The organism is Bradyrhizobium sp. BR 1433 (genome assembly GCF_051547665.1).
Classification (GTDB): Bacteria; Pseudomonadota; Alphaproteobacteria; order Rhizobiales; family Xanthobacteraceae; genus Bradyrhizobium; species Bradyrhizobium australafricanum.
On record NZ_JBPUGG010000001.1, the window covers coordinates 8,210,894 to 8,230,305 of the forward strand.

Annotated in this window: 17 protein-coding genes, 2 pseudogenes and 1 riboswitch; of the genes and pseudogenes, 10 read left to right on the top strand and 9 right to left on the bottom strand. The window is 66.0% G+C overall.

The genetic code is table 11. The features are described 5' to 3' along the window. Window positions 1–297: 297 nt before the first annotated feature. Window positions 298–1,587: an IS4 family transposase gene (locus ACSKB9_RS39360; protein ID WP_438075419.1), complete on the top strand. Its 1,290-nt coding sequence runs from the start codon at window positions 298–300 to the stop codon at window positions 1,585–1,587. Window positions 1,588–1,651: 64 nt separating this feature from the next. Here the strand turns inward: ACSKB9_RS39360 and ACSKB9_RS39365 are convergent, their stop codons facing one another. Continuing rightward, window positions 1,652–3,013, bottom strand: a complete 1,362-nt coding sequence (locus ACSKB9_RS39365; RefSeq protein WP_438079681.1) for a glycosyltransferase family 87 protein — start codon at window positions 3,011–3,013, stop codon at window positions 1,652–1,654. Between the two features lie 224 nt (window positions 3,014–3,237). Between ACSKB9_RS39365 and ACSKB9_RS39370 the strand changes: the two genes are divergently transcribed. After that, window positions 3,238–3,933 (top strand): DUF4336 domain-containing protein, encoded by a 696-nt coding sequence (locus ACSKB9_RS39370; RefSeq protein WP_438079682.1) that lies wholly within the window; start codon window positions 3,238–3,240, stop codon window positions 3,931–3,933. Window positions 3,934–3,965: 32 nt separating this feature from the next. Here the strand turns inward: ACSKB9_RS39370 and ACSKB9_RS39375 are convergent, their stop codons facing one another. Next, on the bottom strand, window positions 3,966–4,892 hold the full coding sequence (locus ACSKB9_RS39375; protein WP_438079683.1) for a GlxA family transcriptional regulator: 927 nt from the start codon (window positions 4,890–4,892) through the stop codon (window positions 3,966–3,968). A gap of 104 nt (window positions 4,893–4,996) precedes the next feature. On the opposite strand from ACSKB9_RS39375, the gene ACSKB9_RS39380 reads away from it, so the two are divergent. After that, entirely contained in the window at window positions 4,997–5,824 is an 828-nt protein-coding gene (locus ACSKB9_RS39380; RefSeq protein ID WP_438079684.1) for a dienelactone hydrolase family protein, read from the top strand. Here ACSKB9_RS39380 and ACSKB9_RS39385 read toward each other — a convergent pair. Genes ACSKB9_RS39385 through cobU form a run of 5 tightly spaced genes read right to left on the bottom strand, consistent with a single transcriptional unit; the run spans window position 5,807 to window position 8,263 of the window. Beyond that, complete coding sequence (locus ACSKB9_RS39385; RefSeq protein ID WP_438079685.1) at window positions 5,807–6,553, bottom strand: CbtA family protein; 747 nt, start codon at window positions 6,551–6,553, stop codon at window positions 5,807–5,809. The genes ACSKB9_RS39380 and ACSKB9_RS39385 overlap by 18 nt on opposite strands. 10 nt (window positions 6,554–6,563) lie before the next feature. Next, on the bottom strand, window positions 6,564–6,776 hold the full coding sequence (locus ACSKB9_RS39390) for a CbtB domain-containing protein (RefSeq protein ID WP_057015885.1): 213 nt from the start codon (window positions 6,774–6,776) through the stop codon (window positions 6,564–6,566). After that, entirely contained in the window at window positions 6,773–7,117 is a 345-nt protein-coding gene (locus ACSKB9_RS39395) for a hypothetical protein (protein WP_438079686.1), read from the bottom strand. Before ACSKB9_RS39395 ends, ACSKB9_RS39390 begins: the two co-directional genes overlap by 4 nt. Continuing rightward, window positions 7,095–7,727: a 5,6-dimethylbenzimidazole synthase gene (gene bluB, locus ACSKB9_RS39400; protein ID WP_438080596.1), complete on the bottom strand. Its 633-nt coding sequence runs from the start codon at window positions 7,725–7,727 to the stop codon at window positions 7,095–7,097. The genes ACSKB9_RS39395 and bluB overlap by 23 nt, the downstream gene beginning before the upstream one ends. 32 nt (window positions 7,728–7,759) lie before the next feature. Further along, a complete protein-coding gene (gene cobU / locus ACSKB9_RS39405; RefSeq protein WP_438079687.1) occupies window positions 7,760–8,263 on the bottom strand; it encodes a bifunctional adenosylcobinamide kinase/adenosylcobinamide-phosphate guanylyltransferase in 504 nt (167 codons plus the stop codon). Window positions 8,264–8,430: 167 nt separating this feature from the next. Between cobU and cbiB the strand changes: the two genes are divergently transcribed. Together cbiB and cobD are read left to right on the top strand one after the other, a co-directional pair. After that, on the top strand, window positions 8,431–9,354 hold the full coding sequence (cbiB, locus tag ACSKB9_RS39410; RefSeq protein WP_438080598.1) for an adenosylcobinamide-phosphate synthase CbiB: 924 nt from the start codon (window positions 8,431–8,433) through the stop codon (window positions 9,352–9,354). An 11-nt stretch (window positions 9,355–9,365) separates the two neighbouring features. Then, a pseudogene (cobD, locus tag ACSKB9_RS39415) lies at window positions 9,366–10,332 on the top strand (threonine-phosphate decarboxylase CobD). A 180-nt stretch (window positions 10,333–10,512) separates the two neighbouring features. Here the strand turns inward: cobD and ACSKB9_RS39420 are convergent. Both ACSKB9_RS39420 and cobO read right to left on the bottom strand, forming a co-directional pair. Next, window positions 10,513–11,961 carry a cobyric acid synthase gene (locus ACSKB9_RS39420; protein WP_438079688.1) on the bottom strand — a complete coding sequence of 483 codons (1,449 nt, stop codon included), beginning with the start codon at window positions 11,959–11,961 and terminating at the stop codon, window positions 10,513–10,515. Between the two features lie 11 nt (window positions 11,962–11,972). Then, window positions 11,973–12,626 (bottom strand): cob(I)yrinic acid a,c-diamide adenosyltransferase, encoded by a 654-nt coding sequence (cobO, locus tag ACSKB9_RS39425; protein WP_438079689.1) that lies wholly within the window; start codon window positions 12,624–12,626, stop codon window positions 11,973–11,975. Between the two features lie 36 nt (window positions 12,627–12,662). Then, window positions 12,663–12,874, top strand: a riboswitch (cobalamin riboswitch). 94 nt (window positions 12,875–12,968) lie between these two features. Between cobO and ACSKB9_RS39430 the strand changes: the two genes are divergently transcribed. The 5 genes and pseudogenes from ACSKB9_RS39430 to ACSKB9_RS39450 all read left to right on the top strand — a co-directional run bounded on the left by ACSKB9_RS39430 (window position 12,969) and on the right by ACSKB9_RS39450 (window position 19,412). Further along, the gene (locus ACSKB9_RS39430; RefSeq protein WP_438079690.1) at window positions 12,969–13,343 is read left to right on the top strand and encodes a DUF1636 family protein; all 375 of its coding nucleotides are present in this window, start codon (window positions 12,969–12,971) and stop codon (window positions 13,341–13,343) included. Next, window positions 13,340–14,374 carry a cobalamin biosynthesis protein CobW gene (gene cobW, locus ACSKB9_RS39435; RefSeq protein WP_438079691.1) on the top strand — a complete coding sequence of 345 codons (1,035 nt, stop codon included), beginning with the start codon at window positions 13,340–13,342 and terminating at the stop codon, window positions 14,372–14,374. Before ACSKB9_RS39430 ends, cobW begins: the two co-directional genes overlap by 4 nt. After that, window positions 14,374–17,623, top strand: a pseudogene (gene cobN, locus ACSKB9_RS39440) (cobaltochelatase subunit CobN). The gene cobW and the pseudogene cobN overlap by 1 nt, the downstream one beginning before the upstream one ends. 44 nt (window positions 17,624–17,667) lie before the next feature. Beyond that, window positions 17,668–18,783, top strand: coding sequence for a precorrin-3B synthase (gene cobG, locus ACSKB9_RS39445; protein WP_438080600.1), 1,116 nt, complete (start codon window positions 17,668–17,670; stop codon window positions 18,781–18,783). Beyond that, window positions 18,783–19,412, top strand: a complete 630-nt coding sequence (locus ACSKB9_RS39450) for a precorrin-8X methylmutase (RefSeq protein WP_438079692.1) — start codon at window positions 18,783–18,785, stop codon at window positions 19,410–19,412. The genes cobG and ACSKB9_RS39450 overlap by 1 nt, the downstream gene beginning before the upstream one ends.

The following is a 19,412-nucleotide window of genomic DNA, read 5'->3' on the forward strand; positions in this document are numbered from 1 at the left end:
AGCAGGGACCCATACGCCGCGGCAGGTGTTGTGAGTGGGACTTGTTGTCCCAACATCGTTCAACAATCAGCATTTGTGGTTGTGGGTCCCTGCTTTCGCACTAGTGCATGCACACATCTGATGCGACCGATTGACTCGGGTAGCAAGGCTGGGATTCCAGAATTGGCGATCCATGTGATTCCTATTGCGGCACTTCGGTTTGGGTGGAGGTGCCGGCATGTTGTCGCGGATTGACTGGACGTTGGGCCGGTTCGGGGATCGTCGCCTCGATAAAGGGGGGCGACGCTTGTCGGACGCATGGTTGCGGGCAAGGATGTGTGCCTGCGGCGGCTTTCCCGAGGGGATCGTGCGCTGGAAGTGCGGTTCAACCGCTTTCTGGGCCATGACAAGGTGACAACGGAGCGGATCATCGAAAGCTGGAGCGAAAGCACGGTTGCGGCGGTGAGAGGCCGCCATGTGCTGGCGATCCAGGACACCAGCGAGATCCACTTCAACACCACCGCACGACGCCGACGCGGGCTGGGAGAAATCGGCAAGGGCAATAATCACGGCGTGCTGCTGCACCCGCTGCTGGCGGTGGATGCGGACAATGGCACTTGTCTGGGACTTCTGAGCGGCGAGGTGTGGACGCGTGAGGGCCGCCGGACCGTCTCGCATGACAGCCGCGACCTGTCAGACAAGGAATCGCAGCGCTGGCTCACCACAGCCCTTGCGGCCAAGCCGCTGCTCGCGGGCGCCGCAATGGTGACCCTGCTTGGTGACCGCGAGAGCGATATTTTTGCTCTTTATGCCGGCGCGGCCGAGCAAAACCACCACGTGATCGCTCGCAGCATGCATGATCGCAAGTTGGCCGACGCGACGGGTCTGTACGTGGCCATCGATGCCATGGCGCCGGTGCAGCGGCGCACCGTCCAATTGCCCGCACGTGCGCAACGGCCTGCGCGTCAGGCGGACCTCGAACTTCGCTTCGGCGCGATCGAGCTTGCCCGACCTCAGAGCAAGTTCCTGCGAAACTTGCCGAAAAGCCTGCCGCTCGCCATCGTTGACGTCCGCGAGATCAATGCCGGTCCCGACGTCGAACCGCTGCATTGGCGTCTCATCACCTCACATAAGGTCGCCAATGCAGACGATGGTTGGCGCATCGTCGATTGGTATAAGCAGCGCTGGATCATCGAGCAGTTCTTCCGCGTCCTCAAGACACAGGGCTTCAAGCTCGAGGATAGCCAGATCGGCATCGCCGAGCGGCTTCTCAAATTGGTCACCATCGCTGCTAAAGCCGCGGTCATTACCATCCAGCTCCTGCAGGCGCGCAACGGTGGCCAGCAGGGCATCTCCACGACCTTTAACAGCGATGAGATCGCCACCTTGAGGGCCCTCAATCAGCAGCTCGAGGCCAGAACCAAAAAGCTGAAGAATCCACACCTGCCCGACACCCTCGCTTGGGCCGCATGGATCATCGGTCGCCTCGGCGGCTGGGACGGCTACCGGTCGTCCAAGCCGCCAGGCCCCATCACCTTCAAAGCCGGCCTCGAATACTTCCATGCCGTCGCTGCAGGATGGAGCCTCAGAGATACGTGCATGCACTAGTGCTTTCGCAGGGACGACAGCCAATATGGGTCGTCGTTTGTGGGTCATAGCTTCGCTTAGGGCGTCAGGCCTGCACGATTTCGCTGTCCGAGGGCGGCAGATGCCTGATGCGGCGCACGACAAGGATGGCAACTGCCGCGGCGGCGATCGGTGCCAGTTGCAGGCCGTTGGCGCCCGCAGGCACCATGGCGAATGGCGTCAAATAAAGCGCAGCGAGGGCGATGCGTTCATAGGGCAGCCAGCCCTGCGCAAGCGCCTGGGCGATCAGCCACGCGCCCGGGATCGCCAGGATCACGACCTCATAGTTGCCGAGCGACGGCACGCACAGGCCGGTCATCGCCACCATCAGCGCGATCTCGGCGGCGCCGCCGGGACGTTTTCGCAGCACCAGGATCAGGACGGCGATCGCGATCGCGGCCGCGGTCACCTGGACGAGCCAGGCCGTGCTGCTGGATCCGCCGGCCAGCCTGACCGCGGCATAGGGGCTGGCGAACTTCTCGAAACCGGGTCCGCCGCCGAGGCTCCAGGCGCTTGCCTCCGGCAGAACGGCAACGAATTTGATCCACGGGTCGATTCCGAAGAAGGCGGTGGCCGCCAGCACAAGCACGAGCGTCGTTGCGGCCGCTGCAGCCAGCGCGCGCCAGCGCCGAGTCAGGATCAGCAACAGCGGCGCAAGCAGCGCGATCTGCGGCTTGTAGCTGAAGCACCCGAGCAACGCGCCGGCGATCACCGGGTAGCGGTCCAGCGTGACGGCCGATCCGCCGAGCAGGGCCGCCGAGAGCAGCGAATTCTGTCCGAACAGCGCGCACACCCACACGGCGGGAAAGGCGAGCGCGGGAACGACGGAGCCGCGCTCGAGCGTGGCTGTCACCGCGGCTGCATAGGCGGCGCCGGTCGCGAAGATCCAGACGACGGCCGCCGTTGCAAAGGGAACCAGTGCGAAGGGCATCCAGAACAGCAGCGACGTCGGCGGGTAGAAGAACGGTGCGTAGGTGTTCTGACCGAGCACGGCGGCTACAGCGGCGCGGCCTGCGTCGCCATAGGCGTCGCCGGCGCGGCCTTCGAGCGCGAGCTTCGCCGCGGTCCAGAACGCCGCGAAATCATGGCCGACATCCATCGTCGGCGCAGCCCATGGGATGATCGCGATGCAGCCGATGAACAGGACGAGAAACACCCGGGTGAAGGCCGTGACACGGTCAGCCGTGAGCCAGTCGGCCTCATGCAGCGCGGAGACCAGCACGCCCGCGCCGGACTGCGGTGAATGCGCGATTGCCGCCTGCGGCTGACCTGTGGACGCATTCGAAGTTCGGTTGATGGTTGGGCGCGGCATCGCGGCGCCACGACCTGCGTCATCCGCTGCGAGGTGACGGGCGGCGTCATCAGCGAAGGCCAGCCTGTGTCCCTCGAGGTCCGACTTCTGCGACATCGGCCGCTTCATCCCATTCGCGTCGTGCACGCGCAACATTTGGATCAAATCGTCTAAGGTTGCGTAAACCCGATCGTTGCAATTGGCTGCGGCGCAATCGGAACCGATGATCGACATTGCCCCTTGTCCGCGGCCTGTCACGCCGGGCATGGTAAATGAACCCGCAACGCCGGCGGCAGCGTGCGGGGTTGGATGCGGAGCCCGACGGTCAAGGTTCATCGCGAATGGCGGTATTGCAGCAGTTCGGCCACGACATCTGGATTGCCGGGGGACCGAACCTTGCGGTCGCCGGGTTTCACTATCCGACCCGGATGGCCATCGTCAGGCTGGCGGACGGTGCCCTTTTCATCTGGTCGCCGGTCCGGTTGACGGAGCAATTGCAGGCCGGCGTCAACGCGCTCGGCCAGGTCAGGCACATCGTGGCGCCCAACTCGCTGCATCATCTGTTCCTCGCCGAGTGGAAGCGGGCCTATCCGGCCGCTGTGCTCCACGCCCCGCCGGGCTTGCGCAATCGGCGCCGTGACCTCGGCTTCGACGCCGATCTCGCGGACGCGCCGAGCCTCGACTGGGCCGGACAGATCGATCAAGTGGTGATGCGCGGCAACCTGATCACCACGGAGGTGGTGTTCTTCCATGTCGAAAGCGGCACCGTGCTGTTCACCGACTTGCTGCAGCAGATTCCTCCCGAACTGGTCTCGGGCTGGAGGGCAACGATCGCGAAACTCGACCTGATGGTCGGGCCGGAGCCGTCGGTGCCGCGCAAGTTCCGCGTTGCCTTCACGGGCCGCCGCGCGGCGCGTGCGGCCTTGCAGAGGATCCTGGCGTGGCCCGCCGAAAAGGTGCTGATGGCCCATGGCACGCCAGTCGAAAAGGATGCGCCGGCATTCTTGCGCCGCGCCTTCGCGTGGCTGTCGGCGTGATGATTTCATCGCGGATGTGGCGTCGTTGCGGATCAACCGCCTGAACGGAAATGCCGCGGCGAATGCCGTGTTTCGCGCCGGATCAGCCGGCGGAGGGTCGAGGGCTCGGCATATCCAACCTTGCCCGCGATCTCTTCGACCGACAGGCGCGTGGTCTCGAGCAACGACCGAGCCGTCTCGATCCTGATGCGTTGCACGAATTGAATGGGCGACACGCCGCAGATCGCCTCGAGCCGTCTGGCAAATGTCCGCGGCGTCAGCGCGACGGCAGCGGCAACGTCCCCGATCGTGAAGTCGCGCGCGATGTTGCTGCGCACCCATTTCTCGGCCCTGGCGACCTTGGGGTCCTGGCTGGCAAGATAATTGATCGCCATGAACGGCGCCTGCGAATGCCGCTCGCCAAGCAGCAGGTAATTGGCGCAGCCCTTGGCCAGCGCCGGGCTGCCGAAACGCGCGATCACCGCAAGCATCAGGTCCATCTGCGCCATCGCCGCGCCGGCGGTTGCGATCGGCCAGTCGGCCACCACCATCCGCTCCGTCATCAGTTCGACGTTCGGATAGCGTTGCCGGAACAGCGGCGCGAACCACCATGTCGTGGTCGCTCGCTTGCCGTCGAGCAGGCCGGTCTCCGCGAGCAGGAAACTGCTGGCGCAGGACGCGGCGAGCATCGCGCCGTTCGCGAACGCCGTCACCAGCATGTCGCGGGCGTGCCGGCATGCCGGTGTCGCCAGCTTCCGCTCCAGCTCGCCGGCCGATGCCGAGCCGAGCCCGGGAACGATGACGAGGTCGGCGCCGCGCAATCGGGCGGCGCGCCGCCTCGGCCCAAAACGCAGCGTCGTCACCTCGAAGCGCGTGCGCTTCGTCGTACTGATCCGGTTGGCGGTGGCCAGCACGTCGTGGGTGATGGCGGCCGCTGACGCGAGGCAGCCGTCGATCTCGACAACCGCGATCCTGGTCATGTCATAAAATCCGCGATCAATGTCATTTTTGACACTAGCTGCCGGGCCGGAAAATCGCAACTCTGACGCCGAGACGCTGCCGATCTCGATCAGGAGGACCGCCGATGCCGAACCGGCCGATGACCCAGGACGATCCGCTCGAGGATTTCGAGCGCCGCCAGATCACCCTCGATGGAGCCGGCAAGACGGTTCATGTTGGCGGCGAAGGTCCTGCGGTGATCGTGATGGCGGAGATGCCGGGCATCAGCCCGCATGTGGCGCGCTTCGCCCGCTGGGTTCGCGATGCCGGCTTCACCGTCTATATGCCGTCGCTGTTCGGCCGTGACGGCGCTGTCGCGAGCGCAGAGGAGGGCGCCGCGGTGTTTCAGCGCGCCTGCGTCAGCGCGGAGTTTCGCGCGATGGCCGCAAACCGGTCGAGTCCCGTGACGCAATGGCTGCGCGCGCTGGCGCGATTTGCCCATGGTGAATGCGGCGGTCCCGGTGTCGGGGCCATCGGGATGTGCTTTACCGGCAATTTCGCGCTCACCATGATGCTGGAGCCGTCGATGCTGGCGCCGGTGCTTTCGCAGCCGTCATTGCCATTGAACGATCCGGCGGGCATCGAGATCGCGCCGGAGGAGGTCAAGGCGGTCCGCGAGCGGTTGGAACGCGAAGACCTGACCGTGCTGGCCTATCGCTTTGAGGGCGACAAGTTCTGCATGGCGCAGCGCTTTGCGGCCTATCGCGAGGCACTCGGCGACCGCTTCATTGGGCGGGTGCTTCCCGACGGCGCGGCGAACCGCGATGCGCCGCCGTTCTTCCGGAATTTCGTCACGACACCGCACAGCGTCGTGACTGTGCATCTGATCGACGAGGCCGGCCAGCCGACCATCGCGGCCCGCGATGAGATCCTGGCGTTCTTCCGGCAGCGGCTGTCACCCGCGAGCGGATGAGCTTGGCTGGTCGAAATAGGCGAATGCGGCGCTCGTCAGGCTGCCCAGCAGGGACCAGAACACCAGACTGGTCAGCGTGACGGCGACCATGAACTGATGCGACAGGGACGAAGGCACGTTGGTCTCGACGTGCTCCAGCTCGGGCGCGCCGATTAGATGCGGCAGCATGATCAGGACCACGCCGGCGATGGCGGCCGGCATCGAGCGCCGGAACACGATCAGCCCGAGGCCGGCTGCGGTCGCCAGCACCGCCGTCACCCACCAGATCTGGCGCGAAAGCAGCGGAGCGGTGGGGACCCCCGGCAATTCAGGCGGCAGTCCAAGGCCCGGAGCAATGGTGAAGACGGCGAAACCGGCGAGGCCCCACATCAAGCCTTCATGCCACGAGATCCGCTCGCCGGTCGCGCCGCTGCGAACCGCGAGGAAGCCGCAGAGCAGAAGCGCAAAACCGATCGCAGTCAGGATGTTTGCCCCCGCGGTATAGACGTTGCGTTCCAAACCGTCGCGCGGCTCCCAGGCCTCCGCGCCATGATCATGATCCGCATGATCATGGACGAGGATCACCTGCGGTGGCGCGGCGGCTTCGTGCTTGTGCGTGGCCGCCTTCTCGTAGACCTCGGCCCTGAGGATCAGGGGAACGGTGCCGAATTGCTGGACCGCCGTGACGATCAGGCCGACGATGAACCCGGCAATGACCGACGAGAAGACGATCGAGCGAAACGTGCTCATGCCAACGAGATCAGTGGCAGGGGAAGGCGTTGGAATGGCGCACGTCATGCGCGGCGTTGTGGATCACGTCGATGTGCGAGAAGCCGACCACGCCGACGATGAACAGGCCGAGCGTCATGGCCATCAACGACTGTGCAAGCCGTCCGACCTGTCGGGTAGCGATCGGCAGATGCGTGACCTGAGCTTGAGTAACCTGGGTTTGCGCGGTCTGGGACTGGCTCATGGTCGTTCTCCACATTCGATTTGATCGGCTTCTAGCAGCTTTCGGGTGATGTCGCGACTGGTAAGATGCAAATTTGTTCCAAGGGGAATGCGCTTGCGCTCGATCTTGGCGCGTGCGGCTGCCTTGAAGGCTGGTTCAAACCGCCTGAAATGGGCGAGACATGCGTCCACCGTCGGATCGGTGCCCAGCAGCGTGCGAAAGGCGCCCCGACGCACCGCGCAGATAGCGCGGTGCTCCGGCACGGGAAAGACCAGCGAGGCGATGTCGGCGCGCCAGTGCGCGTCACAGCTCAAGGTGCCGTCGCCGGCAGGGGCTCGGTCAGCGTCGGATGGTGAATTCATCCGGACCTCGCCGCGATTCCCATTTGGCCTGTTCGAGCTCCGGGCGGTCGCACTCGGTCTGGGGGTAACCGATGCAGAGATAGCCGATAAATTTCCAGGAGTCCGGGATTTCCAGAACGCCATGAATGCGTTCTGGATTGAGGATCGATACCCAGCCGATGCCGATGCCTTCGGCGCGCGCGGCAAGCCACATCGAGCAGATCGCGGCCACCACGGAATATTCCGACGTCTCCGGCATCGTCGCGCGGCCGAGACCGGCGCCGATCCGGTCGGTCTTCTCGGCGAACACGGCGAGATGGCCCGGCGCTTCCTCGAGGCCCGATAATTTCAACGCTGCGTATTTTGTGGCGCGCTCGCCCGAATAGGACCGCAGCGCATCGGCGTTGCAGGCCTTGAAGTCGTCGATGACAGCGCGGCGTCGTGTCTTGTCGTCGACAATGACGAACCGCCAGGGCTGGCTCAGGCCGACCGAAGGCGACAGGCAGGCGATCTCGATCAGCCGCTCGATCGCGCCATCCGGCAGCGGATCGGCCCGGAACCGCCGCACGTCGCGCCGCCACACGAACAGTTCGTGCAGTTGGCGGCGAAACGTATCGTCGAATGAGACCATCGCGGGGCCTTTGGCGGGATCGATCTCGGACTTCATTTAAGCTTCATCGGCAGGCCCGCAACGACGAACTCGACCTCGTCTGCGATGCCGGCGATAGTCTGGTTCATGATTCCTGCGGCGTCGCGGAACGTCCGCGCCAATGCATTGTCTGGCACGATGCCGAGACCGACCTCGTTGGTGACCAGCACGACCGGGCCGTGCTGGCGCGACAGCGCATCCGCCAGCCGCGTCACTTCCTGCGACCAGTCGCGCCCGGCATGCAGCAGATCGGATAGCCAGAGCGTCAGGCAATCGACCAGCCTTGCACCAGCGCCATCGGTCCCGGACAGCACTTCAACCAGATCGAGCGGCACCTCGCGCTCGATCCAGTCGCTGCCGCGCCGCGCGCGATGTTTGGCGATCCGCTCATCCATTTCCGCATCGAGCGCCTCGGCGGTCGCGATATAGACCGGCTGTCCCGGAAAGCTGCGCGCACGAAGTTCGGCGCGCCGGCTTTTGCCGGACCGCGCTCCCCCCGTGATCAGAATGACGGCCATATCATCTCCTGTGCGACCGGTACGCACGTCGTTCACAAACGCTCTAACCACCAATCGCGGAGAAAGACAAAGCCGAAATCCGTCACGGAGGGCTTGCACTCGGCCGATGTCTTGCGCATCAGGGGGACCGCGGCGAGGAGAGGGTTATCGTGGGTTTTGCGGGAGCAATGGCGGTGGCGATGGCGGTAGATGCCCTGATCGGCTGGCCGGCGTGGCTGTTTGGCCGCATCGGCCATCCCGTGACCTGGCTCGGCCGGCTGATCCATCTTGTCGACAGCGCCTGGAACCGCGCCTCCGACCCGCCGGCGTTTCGTCGCGTGGCCGGCATTGCGGCTGCGATCCTGGTGATCGCGCTGGTGATTGCGCTCGGTTGGGCCGTTCAGTCCGTGCTCGCACCCGGATGGGTTCGCGTTGTCCTTGTCGGCGTGCTGGCATGGCCGCTGGTTGCCGTGCGCTCGCTGCATGACCATGTCGCCGCGGTCGCAAATCCTCTTCTATCCGGCGACATCACGGCCGCGCGTTCGGCGGTCGCGCAGATCGTCGGGCGAGATCCGGCAACGCTCGACGACGCCGGCATCGCGCGCGCCACCATCGAGAGCCTCGCCGAGAATGCATCCGACGGCATCGTGGCGCCGGTGTTCTGGGGCGCGCTGTTCGGCCTGCCGGGGATCCTAGGCTACAAGGCGATCAACACGCTGGACTCCATGATCGGTCATCGCACCGAGCGACACGAAGCCTTTGGCTGGGCGGCCGCCCGGATCGACGATCTCGCCAATCGCATTCCGGCGCGGTTGACGGGTGTTCTGTTCGTGCTGCTCGCGCCGAACCGTTCGCAGGCGTGGTCATGCATGTTGCGCGATGCACGTCGGCATCGCTCGCCGAACGCCGGCTGGCCGGAAGCTGCGATGGCCGGCGCGCTCGGCGTGCGGCTCAGCGGTCCTCGCATCTATCACGGTCACATCGCCGATGAGCCCTGGCTGAACGAGGGGGCGCGCGATCCGGCTGCCGCTGACGTCCTCACCGGGCTGAAACTCTATCGTTACGCCATGATTCTGTTGGCCGGGTCGCTGCTAGTCTTGGCGCTGGCGTGAAGGAGCGGCGCATGCGTGAGCACGGCGGGAATCTTGATGTCGCCCAGCGGCGCTTCGGCGGCGCCGCGGACGACTGGATCGACCTGTCGACCGGGATCAATCGGGTGCCGTATCCCTTGGTCGATGTCGAGCCGCGGCAATGGAGCGCCTTGCCGTCGCGATCCAATCTTGAATCGCTGCACGACGCCGCGGGGCAGGCCTATGCCACCAAGGCGCCGATCGTGGCGATGGGCGGTGCGCAGGCCGCGATTCAGTTGCTGCCGCATCTGGCGCTCAAGGAGCGGGCGCCGGATTCTGGCGCCGACCTACAATGAATATGCCGCGGTGTTGTCGGCGGCCGGCTGGGACGTCGCCGAGGTGACCGATCTCGCCGCGCTGGCGGGTGCGGACATTGCCGTCGTCGTCAACCCGAACAATCCTGATGGACGACGCCATGATCGGCGCGAGTTGCTGGCACTGCTGCCGCGCGTTGGCCGGCTCGTCATCGACGAGAGTTTTGCGGACGCCGTTCCTGACCTGTCCCTTGCACCGGAAGCAGGACGCGCCGGGCTGCTGATCCTGCGCTCCTTCGGAAAGTTCTACGGACTTGCCGGCCTGCGGCTCGGCTTCGCTGTCGGCAGCGAGGCGGACATCGCCGCGCTTGCCGCGATGGCGGGCCCTTGGCCGGTTTCGGGCGCCGCGATTGCGATCGGACGGCGCGCGTTGCTCGATCGCGACTGGGCAACGGCGACGGCCGCGCGGCTCGCGGACGACTGCGTCAGGCTCGATGCAATGGCGCGATCGCAGGGATGGACGCTGGTCGGCGGCACACCGCTGTTCCGGCTCTACGAGACCGGCGATGCGTTGGCCGCGCAGGAGAAGCTTGCCCGTGCACAGATCTGGTCGCGGGTTTTCCAGCAGAAACCGGGATGGCTGCGCCTCGGCTTACTGGGCAGTGAGAGCGAATGGTCTCGCCTTTCCGCCGTGCTGTCGCGCTGATTGCGACGGCGCTGCGCTCCCTCTCCCCGTTCTTACGGGGAGAGGGCTGGGGTGAGGGGCCGTATCCGCGTATTCGGCGACAGCTGCGGTTGCGGAGACTCCCCCTCACCCGGAACGCATCTAACGATGCGTTCCGACCTCTCCCGCACGCGGGGCGAGGTGAGAAGGAATCATCTCGCTTTAACGCGCCAGCGCGAGCAGGCCTTCGACATCGAGATGGGTCTCGATGTGTTCGGCAAGTGCGTCGAGCGCGCTCTCGACCTTGGCGCCGTAGGGCTGATCGGCCGCCGCGATGTCGAGTTGCGCGAGGAAAGCCTTGCGAAATTCGTCCGAGGCGAACAGCCCGTGCAGATAGCTGCCGTGAACGCGCCGATCTGCGGAAACCGCGCCCTCAGCCGTACCATCAAGCAACGCAAAAGGCCGCGCGCGATCCGGGCCGTCGGTGCGGCCGATATGGATTTCGTAAGCGCTGATCGGCTGGCTGGTCGCGGCATGCACCGCGCTGACGCGTGTCAGTGTCTTCTGTTCGGTCATCGTGGTCGTGACATCGAGCAGCCCGAGCCCGCGTGTTTCGCCGGCAGGACCTTCGATCCCATCGGGATCGGCGACGCTGTGTCCAAGCATCTGGTAGCCGCCGCACAGGCCGAGGACATGGCCGCCGCGGCGATGATGCGCGAGGAGATCGATGTCCCAGCCCTGCGCGCGCAGGAAGGCGAGATCGCCGCGGGTCGATTTCGAGCCGGGCATGATGACGAGCTTCGCATCACCCGGGATGGCTTCGCCTGGACGCACCATCACGAGATCGACGCCGGGCTCGAGCTTCAGCGGATCGAGGTCGTCGAAATTCGCGATCCGCGACAGCGCAAGGAACGCGATCTTGCACTGGCCGGGCTTGCGCGCCTCGCCGAGCCCGAGCGCATCTTCGGCCGGAAGTTCGCCGGCGCGGACGAACCAGGGCAGCACGCCAAAGCCGCGCCAGGCGGTGCGCTCTTCGATCAAGCGGTAGCCGTCCTCGAACAACGTCGGATCGCCGCGGAACTTGTTGATGACAAAGCCCTGGATCATCGCCGCATCATCAGGGTCGATCACCGTCTTGATGCCGACCAGCTGCGCGATCACGCCGCCGCGGTCGATGTCGCCGACCAGCACCACGGGCACGTCGGCTTTGCGCGCAAAACCCATATTGGCGATATCGGACTTGCGTAAGTTGACCTCGGCGGGGCTGCCGGCGCCCTCGACCAGCACCAGATCGGCGCGCTGCTTCAGGCGCGCAAAACTCTCCAGCACCGCGCCCATCAATGATGGTTTCATGCCGGCATATTCGCGCGCGCGTGCGGTCGCGATCCGGTTGCCGTGCACGATGATCTGGGCGCCGACATCGGTCTCGGGCTTGAGCAGCACCGGGTTCATGTCGGTGTGCGGCTCGACGCCGGCGGCGAGCGCCTGCAACGCCTGAGCGCGGCCGATCTCGCCGCCGTCGACGGTCACCGCCGCGTTGTTCGACATGTTCTGCGGCTTGAACGGTAGTACGCGCAGGCCGCGTCGTCGGGCGGCACGCGCAAGGCCGGCGACGATGAGCGATTTGCCCACGTCCGAGCCGGCTCCCTGGATCATCAATGCGCGCGCCATGGTGATGTCTGTCAGAACTCGACGCCCGGCTGGGCCTTGATGCCGGAGCGGAACGGATGCTTCACCAGCGTCATCTCGGTGACGAGGTCGGCAATCTCGATCAGCTCCTCCTTGGCATTGCGCCCGGTGAGCACGACATGGGTCATCGGCGGCTTCGACGTGGTCAGGAAGTCGACGACATCTGATATCGCGAGGTAATCGTAGCGTAGCGCGATGTTGATCTCGTCGAGCACGACCATGCGCAGGCTTGGGTCTGCGATCAGCTGCCTGGCCTTTTCCCAGCCGGCTTGCGCTGCCGCGATGTCGCGGGCGCGATCCTGCGTCTCCCAGGTAAAGCCTTCGCCCATGGCGTGAAATTGACAGAGATCGCCGAAATGCCCGGTGAGCAGGCGGCGCTCGCCGGTATCCCAGGCGCCCTTGATGAACTGCACCACGGCGCAGGGAAAGCCGTGAGCCACACAGCGCACGATCATGCCGAACGCGGAGGACGATTTTCCTTTGCCGGCGCCGGTATGAACGATGATCAGGCCCTTTTCACCGCTCTTGGTCGCCATGATGCGGTCGCGGGCGGCCTTCTTTTTCGCCATCTTGTCCGCGTGGCGCGCATCCGGCGAAAGATCGGTGCCGACGGCGCCGTCTTCAGCGTCCTTTCCATCAGAAGTCATCACATTCCTTCGGCTTGACAAGTGCGAGGCTTGGACGAATGGTGGTCCTGCGTTGGTTCCTGTCCTACGACAGGCGAAGAGGGAATGCGATAGGGCTCCGCTAAATCGGGCCCGAAGCGCAGCCGCCCCCGCGACCGTCACCGGAGAGATGCCCAAGCCACTGATTCCATACGGAGTCGGGAAGGTGGGCATCGAAGGGTAAAACCTGCTCCGCAAGCCGGGAGACCTGCCAACGCAGCATGTTGTGAAACCGGCGGACGGGGTGTTCCGCGACGGGGAACGAACCTGTCCAAAATCGGTTCGTGTGCCTCATCGCTTCCCGCTGTCAATCCAGGAAGGGCGATGAGCGTTACACTTCATGTCTGCATCACCTGCCGCGCCGGCCAGACGCCGGCGGAAGGTGAGCTCGCGCCCGGTGCACGCCTGCATGCCGCGCTTGTCGAGGCGGGCGTGCCCGATGACGTCGATCTGGTTCCCGTCGCATGCCTGTCGGCCTGCAGCCAGGGTTGCTCGGTCGCGCTCAGCGCGCCGGGGCGGTGGTCCTATGTCTACGGCCGGCTGTCCGAAGCCAATGCCGCGGATGTGATCGCCGGTGCCTCCGCATATGCGGCGGCGCCCGACGGCATCGTGCCGTGGCGCAGCCGTCCGGAAATCTTCCGCAAGCAATCGCTCGCCCGCATTCCACCTCTTCCCGTCGTGCCGGAGGCCGCAGAATGACCACGCTCGCCAAAATTCCGGTCACCGTCGTGACCGGCTTTCTCGGCTCCGGCAAGACGACGTTGATCCAGCATCTGATCCGCAATGCCAACGGCAAGAAGCTCGCGGTGCTGGTCAACGAATTCGGCAGCGAAGGCGTCGACGGCGACATCCTGAAGTCGTGCGCCGACGCCAATTGTCCGGCCGAGAACATCGTCGAACTCGCCAATGGCTGCATCTGCTGCACCGTCGCCGATGATTTCATCCCGGCGATGGAGCAGTTGCTGGCGCGGAACGTGAAGCCCGATCACATCGTGATCGAAACTTCCGGGCTCGCCCTGCCGAAGCCGCTGCTGAAAGCGTTCGACTGGCCGGAGATCCGTTCGCGGATCACGGTCGACGGCGTGATCGCGCTCGCCGACGCCGAGGCCGTCGCCGCCGGCCGTTTTGCGCCTGATCCGGCCGCGGTGGATGCGCAGCGTGCGGCGGACGGCAATCTCGACCACGAGACGCCGCTGTCGGAAGTGTTCGAGGACCAGATCGCCTGTGCCGATATCGTGCTGCTGACCAAGGCGGATCTCGCCGGGGCGGAGGGGATCAAGGCAGCGAAAGCGGTGATCGCGGCCGAGATGCCGCGCGAGGTGCCGATGTTGCCTGTCGTCGACGGCACGATCGACGCGCGCGTGATCCTCGGGCTCGGGGCGGCGGCGGAAAGCGATCTCGCGGCGCGGCCGTCGCATCACGATGGCGAGGAGGAACACGAGCACGACGATTTCAATTCCGTCGTGATCGATCTTCCGGAAGTTTCGGATGTCGACGCGCTGGTCGCCTCGATCAAGGGGCTGGCGCGCGAGCAGAACGTGCTGCGCGCCAAGGGCTACATCGCGGTCGAAGGCAAGGCGATGCGGCTGCTGGTGCAATCGGTCGGCGAGCGGGTGCGGCATCAGTTCGACATGCCCTGGGGCGCCCGGGCGCGGCAGTCGAAGCTCGTCGTGATCGGCGAACATGCCGATATCGATGAAGCCGCGATCAGGGCACGGCTTGGTGTCTGATGCACGTCGTCTTCCGCGAGAGCCGCGGCCTTGAAGAGACCGCGACGCCAAGGGACCTCGGCCAGGATCCGGCCGATCTCGTGGTGTTGTCGTTTTCCGACAGCGATCTTGCTGCCTTCGCGGCCGGCTGGCGGCGCGGCCGCGCCGCATTGCCGTCGCTGCGGCTCGCCAATCTCGCGGAGCTGCGCCATCCGCTGTCGGTCGATACCTACATCGAACGGACGCTCTCGCACGCGCGCGGCATTCTGGTGCGGCTGATCGGCGGCGAGCCCTATTGGTCATACGGGCTGGCCGCGGTGCATCGGCTGGCGAAGGAGCGTGGCATCGCCCTAGTCGTGCTGCCGGCCGATGGCCGCGACGATCAGCGGCTCGACGAATTCTCGACCTTGCCGATCTCGACGCTGCGCCGCCTCAAGGTGCTGTGCGACAAAGGCGGTCCTGTTGCCGCGCAGGCCGTGATCGCGCAGCTGGCGCTGGCGTCCGGACTCTATGCCGGGCCGGTGGTCGGCGAGATCGATCTTCCCGAGATCGGCGTCTACGATTCCCGGCGCGGTGCCATCACGGCGTTGCCGGCACCGGACGGCCGGCCGCGCGTGCTGGTGACGTTTTATCGTTCCTGACCTCGCGGCCGGCGACACGGCGCCGGTCGATGCATTGATCGATGCATTGCGTGAGCGGGGCTTTGATGCTCATGGCGTGTTCGTCACCTCGCTGAAGGCGGCGGGCGTGGCCGACTGGCTGCGCGCCCAGTTCGCGCAATGCGCTCCAGCGGCCATCGTCAATGCGACCGCGTTTTCCGCGGCCGGTGACGACGGCACGACGCCGTTCGACGCTGCATCATGCCCGGTGTTCCAGGTCGCGCTGTCGACCGCGCGGCGCGAGGATTGGGCCTTGTCGCTCCGCGGGCTCTCGCCCGGCGATCTCGCGATGCATGTGGTGCTGCCGGAGGTCGACGGCCGCCTGTTCACAGGGGTCGTGAGCTTCAAATCGCCCGGTGAGCGCGATCCCGAGCTGCAATTCGCGCATCTTGCGCATCGACCGGATGCCGAGCGCGTCGCTGCAATTGCCGCACGCGTGGCCGCCTGGCATCGGCTTGCCAGCAAGCCGGCACAGGAGAAGTGGCTTGCGCTGGTGCTCTCGAACTATCCCGGCCGGCCGCATCAGATCGCGCATGCCGTCGGACTCGATGCGCTGGCGTCGGTCGGGGCGATGCTGGCTGATCTCGCGGGCGCGGGATTTGACCTTGAGCCGGTGGAGTCGCTGGGCGACATTCTTTTGCGCAGAAATTTGACGTGGAACGTCGCCGACTATCGTGCGGCGCTTTCCGGCCTTCCCGAGCTGCTGCAGGGCGATCTCAGCCGCGCATGGGGCGCGCCGGAAGATGATCCCGATTGCCGTGACGGCGCATTTCATTTCGCGGCGATCTGCTGCGGCAAATCGGTCATCGCCGTTCAGCCGGAGCGCGGTGAGGTGGGACAGCGCGACGCCGACTATCACGATCTGGCGCGCACGCCGCGCCATGCCTATGTCGCGTTCTATCTGTGGCTCAGGCGGCAGGCCATCGATGCCGTCGTCCACATCGGCGCGCACGGAACGCTGGAATGGCTGCCCGGCAAGTCGGTTGCGCTGTCGCCCGCATGCTGGCCGGAGGCGCTGATCGGCGATCTGCCTGTTGTCTATCCCTTCATCGTCAACGATCCCGGCGAGGCGGCGCAGGCCAAGCGCCGGATCGGTGCCGTGACGATCGGTCATCTGCCGCCGCCACTGGCACAGGCCGCGGTCCCCAAAGGCTTGCGCAATCTTGAGCGCTTGCTCGATGAGTATTCGACCGCCGATGGTCTCGATCCGGCGCGGCGGCAGCGCCTGATCGCTGCGATCCGCGACGAAGCGCGCATCGCCGGGCTGGAGGACGATCTCGGTCTCGCGGCGTCGGTCTCGGCGGCAGAGGCCATTCCGCAGATCGATCGTTTCGTCTGCGACCTCAAGGAAAGCCAGTTCGGCGACGGCTTGCATGTGTTCGGACGGGGCGCTTGCGGCGAGGCGGAGAGGGCGGCGCTGCGCGATGCGCTCGCGGGTCGGCGCGTGGCGCCGGGGCCGTCGGGCTCGCCCTATCGCGGACGCCGCGACGTGCTGCCGACCGGGCGCAATCTATTTGCGGTCGATCCGCGCGCGGTGCCGACGCCGTCGGCGCATGCCCAAGGCGTGAAACTGGCCGAAGAGCTGCTGCGCCGTCATTTGCAGGATCACGGCGACTGGCCGAAGGGACTCGTGGTCGATCTCTGGGGCTCCTCGACGATGCGCACCGCCGGCGAGGATTTTGCGATGGCCCTGCACCTCGCGGGCATCGCGCCGCGCTGGGATCATGGATCGGGGCGGGTGTCGGGCTATGACATTATCGCGCCTGCAGAGCTCGGCCGCCCGCGCATCGACGTCACGCTGCGGGTGTCGGGGCTGTTCCGCGACGTCTTTTCTGGGCTGGCCCAGTTGTTCGAAGCCGCGGCGGAGGCGTTGTGCGAACGCAGCGATGAGGCGGACGAGAATCCCTATCGGCAGCGCATCGCGCGCGTGTTCGGTCCTCGCCCCGGACATTATGGTGTTGGTATTTCGTCGGTCCCCGATGTCTTCACACCGGAGGCGCGCGAGGCGGCCGGCGAAGCCTGGCTGTCGGCATCGTCGTGGGCTCTCGCATCCGATGGCGAGATGCGGCCCGATCGCGCCGGCATTGAGGCGCGGCTCGCGGCTGCGGACAGTTTTGTTCACACCCAGGATCTGCCGGAGACCGATCTGCTGCTGGCGGCCGACTACGCCGCGCACGAGGCGGGCATCGCGGCGGCGGCCCGGCGCCTTGGCACGAAAGCCCCATCGCTCTATCACCTCGATGCAACGCGGCCGGATCAGCCGCATGCCCGCGCGTTGACTGAGGAAATCTCACGGGTGGTGCGGGTGCGCGCGGCCAACCCTGCCTGGATCGCGGGCATGATGCGCCATGGCTTCCGTGGTGCCGCCGAAATCACAGCGACGTTGGAGCATATGGCGGCGTTCGCCCATCTCGCCGGCGCGGTGCCGCCGCATCTGTTCGATCTCTACTACGATGCGACGCTCGGCAATGACGAGGTTCGCGGCTTCATGGCGCGCGAGAACCCGGCGGCGTTGGCTGCGATCGAAACCTGCTTCACGAGATTGCATGAAGCCTCGCTCTGGCAGACACGGCGCAATTCGATCGCGGCTGCGCTGCAGGAGTGCTCATGAGCCCGGTTGCGGTCAAGGGCTGGTGTCCAGGCGCGCTGCGGCCGATGCAGTCAGGCGATGGCCTCGTGGTGCGCATTCGCCCACGCGGCGGACGGCTGGACGCGGCGCAGGCAGCGGGAATCGCCAGGCTGTCGGCCCGATACGGCAACGGCCTGATCGACCTGACCAGTCGCGCCAATCTCCAGATTCGCGGCGTCAGCGATGAAGGCCATCCACCGTTGATCGACGGGCTCGCCGAGCTCGGCTTGCTGGACGCACGCGCGGACATCGAGGCGCAGCGCAACATTCTGGTGACGCCGTTCTGGACTGCCGCCGACGAAACGCGCTCGCTCGCGACCGAGCTTGAGCAAGGGCTTGCCGGTGCCTCGCTTGATCTTCCAACCAAGTTCGGCTTCGCAATCGATGATGGCAATCCGCGGATGCTGGCGGATGCGTCCGCCGACATCAGGATCGAGCGCGATCGCAGCCGGGGACTGCTGGTGCGGGCCGATGGCGTACCGCGCGGGCTTTCGGTCATGCGGAGCGAGGCTGTGCAGGTCGCGCTGGCGCTGGCCGAATGGTTCGTCGCCTCCGGCGGAGCCGGGGGTGAGCGGCGACGGATGGCGGCTCATCTCGCCGGCGGCGCGAGCCTGCCGCAGTCGCTTCGCGGTGATGCCGAACCCGTGGGCCAAGCGTCGAGTCCTGTGCCGGGCATCTATTCAATCGGCGCGATGGTAGGCGTCGCCTTCGGGCAGATGCCGCACCAGACGCTCAGCGACCTTGCTGCGAGCACGCAGGCTCTTCGCATGACACCGTGGCGGATGGTATTGGCGGAGGGGATGCGCGAGATGCCCCATGGGGCGGACCTCGTGACTGATGCCGGCGATCCGAGGCTGCGCGTGGTCACCTGCAGCGGCGCACCGCGCTGCGGCGATGCGCATGCGGATACGCGTATGCTGGCATCGGCGCTCGCGCGGCATATCCCACCTGATGCGCGGCTTCACGTCTCCGGCTGCGCCAAGGGCTGTGCCCATTCCGGTTCTGCGGATGTTACCCTCGTTGCGACAGACAACGGCTTTGATCTGATCCGCCGCGGCACGACGCGGGATACGCCGGTCATCCGAGGGTTGAGCAGTTCGTACCTCGTCGCAAATCCCTCCGTGCTGACGGGAGGCCGCTGATGCCGCACGTCTACGAGACCGACGGCGCAGCGATCTATCGCCAGTCCTTTGCCACCATCCGCTCCGAGGCCGACCTTGCCCGCTTCACGCCAGACGAAGAGCCGGTGGTCGTGCGCATGATCCATGCCGCCGGCATGATAGGCCTGGAAGCGCATGTGCGCTTCACATCGGGCATGGCTGCGCGCGCGCGAGCCGCCCTGCAGGAGGGCGCGCCAATCCTCTGCGACGCGCGCATGGTGTCGGAGGGAATTACGCGCGCGCGGCTGCCGGCCGGCAATGCCGTCATCTGCACGCTTGGCGATGTCAAGGTACCTGCGCTTGCGCAATCGATGCGCAACACGCGCTCCGCGGCAGCGCTCGAGCTGTGGCGGCCGCATCTGGCCGGTGCCATCGTCGCGATCGGCAATGCGCCGACGGCGCTGTTTCATCTGCTCAACATGCTGGAGGATGGTGATTGCCCAAGGCCGGCGGCGATCATCGGCTGTCCGGTCGGCTTTGTCGGCGCGGCGGAATCCAAGGCGGCATTGATGGCTGAGCCCCCCGCGCCAGCGCTGACGGTCGAGGGACGGCTCGGTGGTTCGGCGATCACGGTTGCCGCCGTCAATGCGCTGGCGAGCTGGAGCGAATAG